Raw genomic sequence first — 12,996 nt, forward strand, 5'->3', positions numbered from 1 at the left:
CCCGGCTGTTCGAGTGGCTTCGCGGTGGGCACCGATCGGCGGTCCGCACCACCGGGAAGCGGTGATCACATGATCCCATCCGACTCCCCGCGGGCCACCGGCGCGACGGCCGGGACCACGTCCCGGCCGCCCCTGGCGGACCGGGCGGGCTATGACGAGCAGTTCCTCGGCGTGCCGGTACCGCTGCCGATGCCCAGCCGCCCCGAGGTCGAGACGGTGGTGCTGCCCTACACCCACTTCACCGTGGTGCTGCGCCCGGACCGCCGGATGGCGGCGGCCACCGCGGTGTGCGTCGACGGCCGGCGTCTGCTGGTGCACGTACCGCGGGAGAGCAGCTGGCAGTTCGACCCGCGCCTGGACCGGGCCCACCAGGCGGGCAATGACATCTACCGCGACAACTCCCTGGACAAGGGCCATCTGGTGCGCCGGCTCGACCCCGTGTGGGGCACGGCGGCGGAGGCGGAGCAGGCCAACGAGGACACCTTCCACTACACGAACGCCGCCCCGCAGGCGGATGTCTTCAACCAGGGCAAGAAGCTGTGGCAGGGGCTGGAGAACTACCTGCTCGACCACGCCGCCGACTTCGACCGCAAGCTCGTCGTCCTCACCGGCCCGGTGCTGCACGACTCCGACCCGCCCTATCGGGGCGTCCAAGTGCCGCTGCGTTTCTGGAAGGTGGCGGCGTTCCTCCAGGACGGTGAGCTGGCGGCCACCGCGTACGTCCTCGACCAGAGCCCCGATCTGACCCGGGACGCGGAACGGGCGCTGGCCGGGGCGCAGGCGGGCGCCCCGCCGCCGCTGGGCGCGTTCCGGACGTTCCAGGTGCCGGTGCGCGACGTCGCCGAACTGACCTCGCTGGACCTCGGGCCGCTGCCCGCCGTCGATCTGATGCCCGTCGTCCGTGCCCCGGCCGAGCGCTGGAAGCGGCTCGCCTCGCACGACGACATCGTGCTGCGGCGCGACTGAGCCGGGAGGCGCGAGCGATGCACCCCACGGTCGTCTACGTCCACGGAAACGGGAACAAGGTCCGCCCGGAGCTGCTCAAGTCCCAGTGGGACACGGCACTGTTCGGCAGGGACATGGCGGGGGCGTCGCGGATGGCGTACTGGGCGCCGCTGCGGTACCCGGAGCCGCTCCCCGACTTCCGGCCGGACCCCCTGGAGGGCCGGACGGAGCCCTTCGAGGAGCTGCCGGCCGCCGCGGACCGGGCCGGCGCGGAGCCGCCGGAGGATTTCGTGGCGCGGACGCTGGGGGAAGCGCGGCTGGAGGCCGGGGAGATCGCGCTGGAGGGACGGGCCGGGGCCGACGAGAGCGCGCTGGTCGACTGGCTGCGGAACATGACGTATCTCGCGGACACCATGGCCGGGGCCGAGGAACCCGAGGAGCCCGGTGCGGAGCTTCCGCTGGAGACGCTGCCGCTGCCCCGGTCCGGCCGGACGGCGGTGTTCCGGCTGCTGGTCAGGCACGCCTTCAAGGACGTGCACGCCTACTTCTTCGGCGGCGCCGGCCCGGCGATGCGCGAGGTGGTCAAGGAGACGCTGGCGGACGTGGACGGCGGCCCGCTGGTGGTGGTCGGGCACAGCCTGGGCACGATCATCGCCTACGAGGTGCTGAGGGAACAGCAGCGGGAGGTGGAGCTGCTGGTCACCGTCGGATCGCCGCTGGCGATCACCGAGGTGCAGGACCATCTGGCGCGGCCGCCGGCCGTCCCGGCCGGGGTAGCGGCCTGGCACAACGCCTCGGACCTGCGGGATCTGGTGGCCCTCGACCACACGCTGCGGCCCGAGTACACCCCGCAGGAGCGGATCACCGATCTGCTGGTCACGAACGACAGCAGCAACCACCACGGCATCAGCGCCTATCTGTCGCAGCACGAGGTCAGGGCACCGGTCCAGCGGATCTTCGACGGTACCGGGTAGGTGCCGGTATGCCGTTGACCGAGACGGAGTGGGACCTGGTCACCACCTGGGTGCGGAACTATCTCCTCGACACCACCGATCCGCACTCCCAGCTCGCCCAGTACGGATTCCCGCCGGAGTTCATCGGCGCGCTGCGGCTGACGCACGTCAGCGCGGACAACGCCCGCACGCTGGTCCACCGGTCCCGCACGGACATCCAGGGGCAGCTGCGTCTCGTCGAGGTCCTCACCACGGTCGACCGGCTGGCCGTGCTTCCGGACATCGCGAAGGCCGGGGAATTCCTGGCCCGGCTGCGGGAGGACGTCCGCGCGCACGCCGCCCGGGACAACTTCCGCACCTGTGTCCTGAAGAACGGCACCGAGGCCTTCATCGACCGGCAGGACCTGCGGGAGACCCTGCGCCGGTTCGTCGCCGACCCCCACACGTTCATTCTGCTGGTCGACGGCGAACCGGGCAGCGGCAGGTCGTACACCTACAACCTGCTCCGCCATATCGGCCAGCACCACGGGTTCCGTCCGGTGCGGGTGACGCTGTCGCGCACCGCCACCGCCGCCAAGGTCGTCCGGCGGCTGGCCGACTTCGTCGCCGATCCCCAGCAGGGCACCGCACCGATCGACCCCACGGAACTCAACGACCCGCTGCCGTCGGTCGACGAGGCTGCGCACTGGGTGGCCGGCCGGGCCACCGCCGTCGAGGAGCGCTTCTGGCTGGTCCTCGACGAGTGCGACACGCTCGATCCCAGCTCCGATGTGTGGGACTTCATCGGACAGCTCGGTATGGCCATCTACGAGCACGCCGCCGCCCGCGGAGACCAGGCGCCCCGGCTGGTGCTCCTCGGATACGGGCGGTCGATGCGCCAACTCCCGTACGACCTGCGGGGAAACCTGGCCTGGGACACCGCGCGGATCGCCGAACCCGAGGATCTGCGGGCCTTCTTCGACCAGGCCTTCCACGAGTCGCCGCCGGAGAGCCTCGGTACCGGGCAGCCCCGGGAGTCCGCCATCGCCACGCTCGTGGACGCGGCCGTGCACGAGGTGCTCCAGGCCACCGGAGCGAACGGCGCGGACCGCGAAAGCTATATGCGGAGGCTCTGTACGGCTGCGGAGGGGGCGATCCGTGTCTACCGGTCCCTCTGAGCGTTCCCCGATGGACGCCGCGGCGGCACGGGAGGTGTTCGTCACCCGCCTGCGCGCCGAACTGCACACCGGCGAGGAGCGGCCCCCGGAGGTCTCCGGCGCGCGCCGCGCCTACCGGGAGGCGGCCTGTCTGCTGAGCCGTTTCGATCCCCAGCGGCTCCGGCTGCCCGGTGCGGCGGCCACCACCGGCGACGCGGTCCTGGAACTGGTCGACGACTGCACAACCCTGGGGACGCAGGACCGGGCCGGATGGTCCCTCAAGTCCGAGGTCCGGGAGGCGGCGCTGCGCGGGCTGGCCGGGCCCGGTGCCGCCCGGCGCGCCCTGGAGTGCCAGCTCGGCCAGCTGCCGCCCGAACCCGGCCCGGAACGCTTCTGTCTGGACTATCTCGCCGGCCGCCCGCCCACTACCGACCGGCTGACCACCGACGAACTCGCCGACGCCCTCCAGGCGGTGCTGTGGCTCTCGCGGGTACCGGGCGTGACCGGGCTGCCGGACACCGCGGAGCTCCAGCTCACCCTGGAGCGGGCGCGGCTGCTGGAACCCCTGGAGCGCCTCGTACGGTCGCCGTTCCAGGGGCGGGCCCGCGAACTCGCGGAGCTGCGGGAGTATGTGGACCCGTCCGGCGGTGCCGCGGCGGCCGGGGCCGAGCCGGACGGCCGCCGGCGCCCGGGGCCGGTCCCCCCGCTCGTCGTGCACGGTCCCGGCGGGATGGGCAAGACCACCCTGCTCGCCAAGTTCGTGCTCGACAGCGTCCACGACCCGGCCGGCTGCTTCCCGTTCGCCTATATCGACTTCGAGCGGCCCACCCTCTCCATCCAGGAGCCGCTGACGCTGATCGCCGAGGCGGCCCGGCAGCTCGGCATCCAGTTCCCGGCACACCGCACCGAGCTGGACGCGCTGGCGCACGAGTGCCAGGAGGCGGCCCGCAGCCAGCGCGAGGGGCAGGAACGGGTCAGTCAGCTGCACGAACTCGCCACCACCCGGGCCGTGTTGGGGCGCCGGTCCTCACAGGAGTTCCAGTCGCTGGCCGCCGGGCGGGAGACCGAGCTGATCCGCCGGCTGGCCGGGGTCCTGCGGCGGGCGGTGGCGGACCGCAAGGGCCGGGAGCAGTCGGAGGACCCGCCGTTCGCGCTGGTCGTCGACTCGTTCGAGGAGGCGCAGTACCGCGGATCGCCGGTGGTGGGCCGGATGGTGGCGATCTACCTCTCGTTCCAGAGCGTCTATCCGCGGATGCGGCTGATCGTGTCTGGGCGGGCGCCGGTCGAGCATCCGGCGAAGACCGTCGAGCCGCTCGACATCGAACTCGGTGAACTCGATCCGGAGGCGGCCGTCGGCCTGCTGGCGTCCTGCGGGGTCGAGGACCCCGAGGTGGCTCGGGCGCTGGCGGACCGGGTCGGCGGTCATCCGCTCAGTCTGAAGCTGGCCGCCCGTGCCGCCACCCTCGCCGGGACCGGGGCCGAGCGGACCTGCGAGCTGATCAGCAGCCTGCCCGAACGGCGCCACCAGGTCTTCCGCCGGGTCGACCAGCTGCTGGTGCAGGGGATTCTCTACGACCGCATCCTCAGCCACATCGGCGACGCGGAGGTCCGCCGGCTCGCCCACCCCGGGCTGGTGCTCCGGGTCATCACCCCGGAGATCCTCCAGGAGGTGCTGGCCGAGCCCTGCGGGCTGCGGGTCGCGACCCCGGAGGCGGCCCGCGCGCTCTTCGCGGAGTTCAGCCGGCTCGACCTGGTCGAGCCGGCCCGCCCGGACGCGGTGCGCTACCGCGGCGATGTCCGCGCCATCATGCTGCGGCTGCCGGGCGGTGACCGCACCGAGGTGATGCGCGCCGTCGAGCGGCGCGCCGTCGAGCACTACGCCGCGCGCGACGGCCTGGAGGCACGGGCCGAGGAGATCTACCACCGGCTGCGGCTCGACGAGAACCCGCGCTCGGTGGAGGAGCGGTGGCTGCCGGGCGTCGAGCGGTTCCTGGCCGGGGCGCAGCAGGAGATGACGCCGCGGGCCGCGGGGCTGCTGACGGCCCGGCTCGGCGGCGGCACGCCCGACCAGGTCGCGGCCGGCGCCGACCAGGAGGACTGGGAACGGATCGCGGCCCGCGAGGTGGAGGACCTGCTCGCGCAGGGCTACGCCCAGGCGGCGTTCGAACGGCTCGGCAGACGACGGCCCTGGACGCCCTGCAGCCCCCTGCACGCGCTGTTCGCCGAGGCCCTCAGCCGGCTCGGGCGGCTCGCGGAGGCCCGCGAGGCGGCGGCGGACGCCATCGACGTGACGGAGCACGCGGGCTGCGGGGAACGCCGGCTGGAGCTGCTGCTGCTCTCCGCGCGGCTCGCGGAGGAGGCCGGTGACCTGGCGGGCGCCGGCCGGGCGCTGCGGGTGGCGGAGGATGTCGCGGTCGGTCTGGGGCAGGACCTCGAAGCGATGGGCGCGCTGCTGGCCCGCGCCCGGCTGACGGCGGGCGCCGACGGCGGCGACCTGGAGGCGGACGCCCAACTCGCCGAGCGGCTGCGGCGGTTGCCCGACGCGGTGCTGGCCGACCGGCCGGTGCTGGTCCGCGCGGTCGCCTCGCAGATCTACGACCGGGCGCCCGGCGCGCTCGACCACGCGCTGGAGGTGGTGGGGCTGCCGGCCGACGACGAGACGCTGGACACCCTGGGAGCGGCGATGCGCCGCGCGACCGGACGGCAACCGGCACTGCTGGGCCGGGTGATGGAGATCCTGGACGAGGCCGCGGGGCCGTCCCGGCAGCCGGCCGGCGGCGCGCCGACCGGTATCACCGGCATTCTGCGGCTGGCCCGCGACCGCGGCACCCTCGACGCCCTCGCCCGGCGGCTGCTGGCCGTGCCCGACCGGAGCGGGGAGATCGTCGCCGGGGTGGCCGCGGCCATGGGTGCGGGCACCGGGGCCCGTGCGGCGGACCACGCCGCCTCCGGGCCGGGGCCCCACCGCCGTACACACGAGGAAGGGAGCGGCCCCGCGGGGCCTGAAGACCGATGACCGCCTATCTCACGCCCGACGAGATCCGCCAGGTACTGGACGCCGCGGTGGAGACCGGGCTGGCCGATCCCTCGGTGCGGCCGCTGCTGCTCGACGGCGTCATGCCCCGGTACCGCGGCACGCTGCCGCTCCATCCGGCGCCCGGCCGCCAGGCGCACTCCGACCTGAACGAGATGAACCGGGTGGAGCGGCTGGTGGACGGCTCGGTGCCGCTGGAGATCTGGCTGCGCAACGCCGTCGCCGAGACCACCGAGGCCGCCCCCCTCACCGTGTTCCAGAAGGCTCTGGACGAGGTGGCGCGCAAGGCGGGCGGTGAGCCGGATGTGCTGGCCGGGCTGCCCTCCACTGCCACGGAGTTCAAGGAGCAGATCGTCCACCGCGACGACACGGTGCCGTTCGGTTTCCTCCGCGGCGGGGCGCTGGCGGGCGGCGCGGTGGCCCGCCTCAAGGTGCCGCCGTACCAAGGGGGCGCGCCCCTGCAGCCGAACGGCTTCCCGCACTCCGGCACCGGCTGGCTGATCGCCCCCGACCTGCTCGTCACCAACCATCATGTGGTCAACGCCAGGACCGGGAGCGGGGCGGAGCGGCCGGTGGCCGACGCCGAGGACCTGGGCCTGCAGGCCCGGCACACCCGCGCCCGATTCGACTTCGACACCGAGGAGGTGGAGACGGAGGAGGCCACCGTCAGCGCACTCGTCGCCGCGGACGCGGAACTCGACTACGCCGTACTGCGGCTGGCCCCCGGTCCGGCGCGGCCGGTGCTGTCCCTGGCGGCGGAACCGCTGACGGTCACCGGCGGCGACTACGTGGCCGTCAACATCATCCAGCACCCGGGCGGCCAGCCGAAGCGGGTCGCCCTGCGCAACAACCTCGTCTACGAGGCGGACGAGAACGATGTCCGCTACTTCACCGACACCCGCGGCGGGTCGTCGGGGTCGCCGGTCTTCACCGACGACTGGCGGGTGGTGGCGCTCCACCGGGGGACCCGGCGGGTGGAGGACGTGCTGTTCCAGGGCCGGACCACGGCGTTCGTCAATGTCGGCACCCAGATGCGCAGCATCATGCGCCATCTGCAGGCCGGCAGTCCTGATGTCCATGCCGAGATCGAGACGGCACAACAGGCCGCCCGGCGCGGCTGAGGAGGAGCGATGCACAGTCGGCGCAGATCACCGGTGGCGGCCGGTCCCGAGCAGGTCTTCTCGGATCTGCGGGAGGTCGCGGCACGGGTGAAGGACGGCCTGTCCTGGGAGATTCCGGAATCCCTGGAGGAGTTGCCGGCCGAGGAGCTGCCCGCCGGGCAGATCGCGCAGTTCGCCCAGCAGGAGCGGACGCGGGTGCTGTCGGCGGGCGTGAGCGGTCTGGAGAAGCTGGCCGAGGGGCGGGCCGACGAGATCGACGACGACGAGTCCTTCGGGATGGAGGCCATCGTGCTGCTCGAAGGCCGCCCCGCCATCCTGGTGCAGAACCAGGACTTCGCCCCGCAGCAGGGCGACTGGGCGGTGCTGGACGGCCACCGGGCGGCGATCCGCCATTCGCTCGCCCGGGTGGGGCGGGTCGAGCTGTCCGGGCATCTGAGCCTGGACTGGCTGGGCACGGCGTTCCTGGTCGGCCCGGACGTGGTGATGACGAACCGTCATGTGGCGGCGGAGTTCGCCCGTGGCGGCCGCACCGGCTGGACCTTCCAGCAGGGCATCGGCGCCCGGCTCGACATGGGTGAGGAGTACGGCGGGAATGCGGGGGACGGCGGCCCCGCCTATGAGGTGGTCGAGGTGCTGGGCATCCACGAGGACGTGGACCTGGCCCTGCTGCGGGTGGCGCCGCCGTCCGGGGGCGGCGCGCTGCCCACACCGCTGGCCCTCGCCGCGGACGCGCCCGCCGACCTGCCCGGACGCCCGGTGTACTGCGTCGGCTATCCGGCGTACGACGGGCGGCGCAACGAGCCGGAGTCGATGCGCCGGATCTTCATGGACATCTACAACGTCAAGCGGCTCCAGCCCGGCACCACCACGGAGCTGGTGCCGGGTCGGAACGTCATCGGGCACGACTGCTCCACGCTCGGCGGCAACAGCGGCTCCCCCGTCATCGACCTCACCGACCACCGGGTCCTGGGCCTGCACTTCGGCGGCCGCTACGGCTCGGGCAACTTCGCCGTGCCGCTGTGGCAGCTGGTGGACGATCCGCTGCTGGAGCGGGCGGACCTCAACTTCGTCTGAACCGCGGCGCGCCGGCCCGGGCCGTCCGCGGGCCCGGCTTCAACCCGACTTCCTGACGAACTCCGTGGTGTAGGTCTTCTTCAGGTCCACCGTGGCGTTCTTGAGGTTGGGGTTGAAGGCCTTCAGCACGCGCTCGACGGTCGCGGGCCCCTCGGCCGGCATCACCCCGTCCTCGGTGAACATCGGCAGGGTGTCCCTGATCGCCTGGGCGTACAGCTCCTTGCCACCCTGGGCGTAGTCGGACGGCATCTTCGCGGCGATCTGTTCGGGGGTGTGGGTGGACATCCATTTGAGGGTCCGCACCAAGGCGTTGGCCAGCTTCTGCACGGTCTTGCGGTGGCTGTTCACCCAGTCGGTGTTCATGTAGAGGCTGGACGAGGGGTAGGGGCCGCCGAGCGCCTTCTGCGAGCCCTCGGGGGTGCGCATGTCGACCAGGACCTTGCCGAGGTTCTTGTCGACGACCTGCGCGACCGTCGGGTCGGTCGTCATCCCGCCCTGGATCGAGCCCTGTTGGAGGGCGGAGAGGAAGGTCTGTCCGGCGCCGACCGCGACCGGGGTGAACTCGTTCGTCCGCACCCCGTGCTTCACCGCGAGGTACTTGGTGAGGAAGTCGGTGGAGGAACCGAGGCCGGTGACGCCCAGCTTCTTGCCCTTGAAGTCCTTGGGTGAGGTGAGTTCACCGGCCGCCTTGTGGGAGACGACCTCGACCTCGCCGGGGGCGTGGGCGAGCTGCACCACCGATTCCACCTGCTTGCCCTTGACCTGCAGATCGAGGGTGTGGTCGTAGAAGCCGACGACGCCCTGGACGTCGCCGGAGACCAGTGAGGTGGTGGCCTGCACCCCCGCCGGTTCGGTGAGCAGGGTGACATGGACGCCCTCGTCCTCGAAATAGCCGAGCTGCTGGGTGAGTCTCGCGGGCAGATAGATGACCTTGTCGAGACCGCCCACCATGATCTTGATCTTGCCGTTCCCGTCGTCCGGACCGGCGGCGCCGGACATGCCGCCGCCACAGGCGGTGAGGGACGTCAGGGCGAGGCCGGCGGCGGCGAGGGCGGCCGGGAACTTCCGTACGGTGCGCATGATCACGTCCTTGTGAGGTGGGAAGGGTTCGCAGGGGCGGTGCTCAGCGGGCGGCCGCCGGGTCGGCGGGCTTCCAGCGGAAGAGCCGCCGTTCGAGGAAGGCCAGCAGCCCCTCGGCGAGCAGCGCGACCACCGCGAGGATCACCATCGCGGCATACACCCCGGCCGCGTTGAAGGTGCCCTGGGACGCCGAGACCAGCAGTCCGAGGCCCTTGGTCGCGCCGATGTACTCGCCGACGATCGCGCCGATCAGCGCGAAGCCGAAGCTGACATGCAGGCTGGTGAAGATCCAGGAGGTGGCGGAGGGGATCACCACCTGGAGGGTGACCTGACGGTTGCTCGCCCCGAGAATCCGGGAGTGGGCGACGAGGTTGCGGTCGACCTCCCGGGCGCCCTGGAAGGCGTTGAAGAAAACCGGGAAGAAGACGAGCACGACGGCGGAGGCGACCTTGGAGGCCGGCCCGAGGCCGAACCAGATGAGGAAGATGGGGGCGAGCACGATCCGCGGCAGGGCGTTGAGCACCTTGATGTACGGGCCGAGCACCTCGGCGAGGAAGCGGACGCGGCCGAGCGCGATCCCCAGCACCACACCGCCGATGACGCCGATCACCCAGCCGAGCAGCGCCTCGTGGAGCGTGTACCAGATCTGCTCCCACAGCGGGCCCTGCGGGGTGCCGTGCAGCGCCCACTGGGTCATCTGGTCCCAGATCTTCGAGGGCATCGAGAAGTTGAACGGATCGATGACGGCGGTCCGGGCCAGCCACTCCCACACTCCGAGCAGCCCGGCGAGCAGCAGCACCCGGGTGCCGTGGACCAGCAGCCGGTGGCGGCGCGCGGCCCGCGCACGGGCCCGGAAACGGTCCGAACGGCCCGTACCGGAAAGGGACTTGGCCGGGATGGCGGTCTCAGACGGCATGGGCGGCACCCCTCTCGCGGGTGATCCGGACCTCTTCGCCGAGCGAGGACCAGATCTCCCGGTAGATCTCGATGAACCCCGGCTCCAGCCGCACCGATTCGACCTTCCGCGGCCGGGGCAGGCCGATCTCGAAGACCTCCTTGACGGTCGCCGGACCGGCGGTCATGACCACGACCTTGTCGGCGAGGGCGATGGACTCCTCCAGGTCGTGGGTGACGAAGACGACGGAGGCGCCGGTCCCCGACCACAGCTCCAGGAGTTCGTCCGACATCAGCGCCCGGGTCTGGACGTCGAGGGCGGAGAACGGTTCGTCCATGAGCAGGAGTTCGGGGTCGTTGACGAAGGTCGCGGCCAGGGCGACCCGTTTGCGCTGGCCACCGGAGAGCTGGTGCGGATAGCGGTCCTCGAAGGCGGACAGCCCGACCCTGGCCAGCCAGTCCCGCGCCCGCCGCCGGGCCTCCGCCTTCGGCACGCCGCGGAAGCGGGGCCCCGCCATCACGTTCGACAGCACGGTGCGCCAGGGGAACACCGCGTCCTGCTGGAAGACGAACCCGATCTTCTCGCCGATGCCCCTGACCGGCTCACCGGCGACCAGCACCTCGCCCTCCGTCGGCTCCTCCAGGCCGCTGACCAGGGTCAGCGTGGTGGACTTCCCGCACCCGGTGGGGCCGACGACCGCGACGAACTCACCGCGTTCGACGACCAGGTCCAGATCCCGGACGGCGGTGTGCAGCGCCCCCGAGGGGGTCCGGAAGGCCTTGCTCGTCCCCCGCAGTTCGATCGCGGGGCTGGTGTGGCTGCTCATGGCCCGGGAGGTTAGGAGCGCGACGGGCCACAGCGGGCCTTGTGGGCGCAAGCCGCCTTTCTGCGCGCAAACCCTGTTGTGCTCATTTTGCTCACGCTAGAACCACTGAGGGGCTACCAGGCGGTACACAGGTGCTCACGCACGGCTCACGGTGCCGGCGCCCCGGAAGAAGAGGGAGTTTCGGTTCCGCAAGGCCGCGGAGGTCCGGAGACGAGGGAGAGCTGATGCGCATCCGGTGGCCCCGACGGGTCTTCGCGCAGGTACTGACCGCGCAAGTGGCCCTGACCACCGGGGTCATGGTGCTCGCCACCGGCCTGTTCCTCGCCCCGCTCAGCGCCGAACTGGACGATCAGGCGATGCGCCGGGCCCTGTCCATCGCCCAGACCACCGCCGCCGACCCGGACCTCGCCCGGCAGCTGGTCGCCACCGAACCGGACCCCCACGGGCCGGTACAGGCCGCCGCGGAGCGGATTCGCACCGCGACCGGGGCGCTGTACGTCGTCGTGCTGGACACCCGCGGAGTGCGCTGGTCGCACACCCACCCCGGCGAGATCGGCCGGCATGTCTCCACCGACCCCAGCCGGACCCTCGCCGGGCGGCAGGTGCGGCAGATCGACACCGGCACACTGGGGCGTTCGGCCCGCGCCAAGGTGCCGCTGCGCGACGGCCGCGGCCGGATCGTCGGCGCGGTGTCGGTCGGCATCGCCTACGAGACCGTCCAGGGGCGGCTGTTCGGCACCATCCCGGAACTACTGCGGTACGCGGGCGCCGCGCTGGCCGTCGGGGTACTGGCCGCGGTCGTGCTCTCCCGCCGGCTGCGCCGCCGTACGCACGGGGTGGCGTTCGCCGACATCTCCGCGCTGCTCGACGAGCGGGAGGCGATGCTGCACGGCATCCGTGAGGGCGTGGTCGCCGTCGACCGGCGCGGCCGCGTCCGGCTGGTCAACGACGAGGCCGGACGGCTGCTGGGCCTGGACGCGGGGGCCGCCGGGCGAGCGCTGGAGGAGGCGCTGCCGCCCGGCCGGACCACGGAGGTGCTGGCCGGGCGGGTGGTCGGTGCGGATCTGCTGGCGGTCAGCGGGGGTCGGGTGCTGGTCGCCAACCGGATGCCGACCCAGGACGGCGGGGCGGTGGTGACGCTGCGCGACCGTACCGAGCTGGAGCTGCTGGGCCGTGAACTGGACAGCACTCAGGGCCTGTTGGACGCGCTGCGGGCACAGGACCACGAGCACGCCAACCAGCTCCACACCCTGCGCGGACTGCTGGAGCTGGGCCGGTACGAGAAGGCGGTGGAGTTCGTCACCGAAGTGGCCAGTGCGCAGCGGGCGTCCGCGGAGCAGATCGCGGAGCGGGTGGCCGATCCGCTGCTGTCCGCACTGCTCGTCGGCAAGGCGGCGGTCGCGGCCGAACGCGGGGTGTCCCTGCGGGTGTCGCCCGCGACGCTGCTGCCGGACGCGGTGGTCGACCCGCGCGACCTGGTGACGGTGCTGGGCAATCTCCTCGACAACGCGCTGGACGCCGCCGCTGAGCGCCGCCGCGCGGAGCCGTTCGTCGAGGTGGAGCTGCGGGCCGAGCGGACCACCGCCGTCCTGCGGGTCTCGGACACCGGGCCGGGGGTGCCGCCGGAGCTGCGGGAGCGGATCTTCGCCGAGGGCTGGTCCACCAAGGCCGCCAGGACGGTCCCCGGCGAGGGCGCGCCCGCGGGCGCGGTGACCTTCCACCGCGGCCGGGGGATCGGCCTGGCGCTGGTGCGCCGGCTCGCCGAGCGGTACGGCGGGATGGCCCGGGTGACCGCCCGCGCGGGCGGCGGCGCGGTCTTCACCGTCGTGCTGCCCGAGGCCCTCGCCCCGGAGGACGGGGCTCCCGGGCGGCGGCTCACGGCCGCGGGGGAGGCACGGTGAACGGCGTGCCACGGCGTCCGGGACGGACGGA

Annotated in this window: 10 protein-coding genes; 7 read left to right on the forward strand and 3 right to left on the reverse strand. The window is 72.8% G+C overall.

Translation table 11 applies throughout. From position 1 onward, the window contains the following. Positions 1-69 precede the first annotated feature (69 nt). From ACGFN2_RS07260 to ACGFN2_RS07285, 6 genes are read left to right on the forward strand one after another with little or no spacing between them, the layout of a single operon-like run. Positions 70-966, forward strand: a complete 897-nt coding sequence (locus tag ACGFN2_RS07260; protein WP_393358216.1) for a DNA/RNA non-specific endonuclease — start codon at positions 70-72, stop codon at positions 964-966. Between the two features lie 17 nt (positions 967-983). Continuing rightward, positions 984-1,919, forward strand: coding sequence for an alpha/beta fold hydrolase (locus ACGFN2_RS07265; RefSeq protein WP_393358218.1), 936 nt, complete (start codon positions 984-986; stop codon positions 1,917-1,919). Between the two features lie 8 nt (positions 1,920-1,927). Beyond that, positions 1,928-3,055 carry a hypothetical protein gene (locus ACGFN2_RS07270; RefSeq protein WP_393358220.1) on the forward strand — a complete coding sequence of 376 codons (1,128 nt, stop codon included), beginning with the start codon at positions 1,928-1,930 and terminating at the stop codon, positions 3,053-3,055. 10 nt (positions 3,056-3,065) lie between these two features. Then, positions 3,066-6,050: an ATP-binding protein gene (locus ACGFN2_RS07275; RefSeq protein ID WP_393358222.1), complete on the forward strand. Its 2,985-nt coding sequence runs from the start codon at positions 3,066-3,068 to the stop codon at positions 6,048-6,050. Further along, positions 6,047-7,189: a trypsin-like peptidase domain-containing protein gene (locus ACGFN2_RS07280; protein WP_393358224.1), complete on the forward strand. Its 1,143-nt coding sequence runs from the start codon at positions 6,047-6,049 to the stop codon at positions 7,187-7,189. Before ACGFN2_RS07275 ends, ACGFN2_RS07280 begins: the two co-directional genes overlap by 4 nt. A gap of 9 nt (positions 7,190-7,198) precedes the next feature. Next, positions 7,199-8,263 carry a trypsin-like serine peptidase gene (locus ACGFN2_RS07285; RefSeq protein ID WP_393358226.1) on the forward strand — a complete coding sequence of 355 codons (1,065 nt, stop codon included), beginning with the start codon at positions 7,199-7,201 and terminating at the stop codon, positions 8,261-8,263. Positions 8,264-8,302: 39 nt separating this feature from the next. On the opposite strand, the gene ACGFN2_RS07290 is transcribed toward ACGFN2_RS07285, so the two are convergent. The 3 genes from ACGFN2_RS07290 to ACGFN2_RS07300 are packed head-to-tail and all read right to left on the reverse strand — an operon-like array spanning position 8,303 to position 11,064. Next, positions 8,303-9,343 carry an ABC transporter substrate-binding protein gene (locus ACGFN2_RS07290; protein ID WP_393358228.1) on the reverse strand — a complete coding sequence of 347 codons (1,041 nt, stop codon included), beginning with the start codon at positions 9,341-9,343 and terminating at the stop codon, positions 8,303-8,305. 43 nt (positions 9,344-9,386) lie between these two features. Then, the gene (locus ACGFN2_RS07295) at positions 9,387-10,259 is read right to left on the reverse strand and encodes an ABC transporter permease (protein WP_393358230.1); all 873 of its coding nucleotides are present in this window, start codon (positions 10,257-10,259) and stop codon (positions 9,387-9,389) included. Continuing rightward, the gene (locus ACGFN2_RS07300; protein WP_362609343.1) at positions 10,249-11,064 is read right to left on the reverse strand and encodes an ABC transporter ATP-binding protein; all 816 of its coding nucleotides are present in this window, start codon (positions 11,062-11,064) and stop codon (positions 10,249-10,251) included. Before ACGFN2_RS07300 ends, ACGFN2_RS07295 begins: the two co-directional genes overlap by 11 nt. A gap of 224 nt (positions 11,065-11,288) precedes the next feature. On the opposite strand from ACGFN2_RS07300, the gene ACGFN2_RS07305 reads away from it, so the two are divergent. Further along, positions 11,289-12,965: an ATP-binding protein gene (locus ACGFN2_RS07305; protein WP_393358232.1), complete on the forward strand. Its 1,677-nt coding sequence runs from the start codon at positions 11,289-11,291 to the stop codon at positions 12,963-12,965. Positions 12,966-12,996: the final 31 nt, after the last annotated feature.

It is taken from the genome of Streptomyces sp. NPDC048612 (assembly GCF_043199295.1).
In the GTDB taxonomy this organism is placed as follows: Bacteria; Actinomycetota; Actinomycetes; order Streptomycetales; family Streptomycetaceae; genus Streptomyces.

Excerpts from the sequence above, each read along its gene's own strand:
- ACGFN2_RS07260 (WP_393358216.1), top strand. The coding sequence starts at position 70 with ATGATCCCATCCGACTCCCCGCGGGCCACCGGCGCGACGGCCGGGACC.
- ACGFN2_RS07265 (WP_393358218.1), top strand. The coding sequence starts at position 984 with ATGCACCCCACGGTCGTCTACGTCCACGGAAACGGGAACAAGGTCCGC.
- ACGFN2_RS07270 (WP_393358220.1), top strand. The coding sequence starts at position 1,928 with ATGCCGTTGACCGAGACGGAGTGGGACCTGGTCACCACCTGGGTGCGG.
- ACGFN2_RS07275 (WP_393358222.1), top strand. The coding sequence starts at position 3,066 with ATGGACGCCGCGGCGGCACGGGAGGTGTTCGTCACCCGCCTGCGCGCC.
- ACGFN2_RS07280 (WP_393358224.1), top strand. The coding sequence starts at position 6,047 with ATGACCGCCTATCTCACGCCCGACGAGATCCGCCAGGTACTGGACGCC.
- ACGFN2_RS07285 (WP_393358226.1), top strand. The coding sequence starts at position 7,199 with ATGCACAGTCGGCGCAGATCACCGGTGGCGGCCGGTCCCGAGCAGGTC.
- ACGFN2_RS07290 (WP_393358228.1), bottom strand. The coding sequence starts at position 9,343 with ATGCGCACCGTACGGAAGTTCCCGGCCGCCCTCGCCGCCGCCGGCCTC.
- ACGFN2_RS07295 (WP_393358230.1), bottom strand. The coding sequence starts at position 10,259 with ATGCCGTCTGAGACCGCCATCCCGGCCAAGTCCCTTTCCGGTACGGGC.
- ACGFN2_RS07300 (WP_362609343.1), bottom strand. The coding sequence starts at position 11,064 with ATGAGCAGCCACACCAGCCCCGCGATCGAACTGCGGGGGACGAGCAAG.
- ACGFN2_RS07305 (WP_393358232.1), top strand. The coding sequence starts at position 11,289 with ATGCGCATCCGGTGGCCCCGACGGGTCTTCGCGCAGGTACTGACCGCG.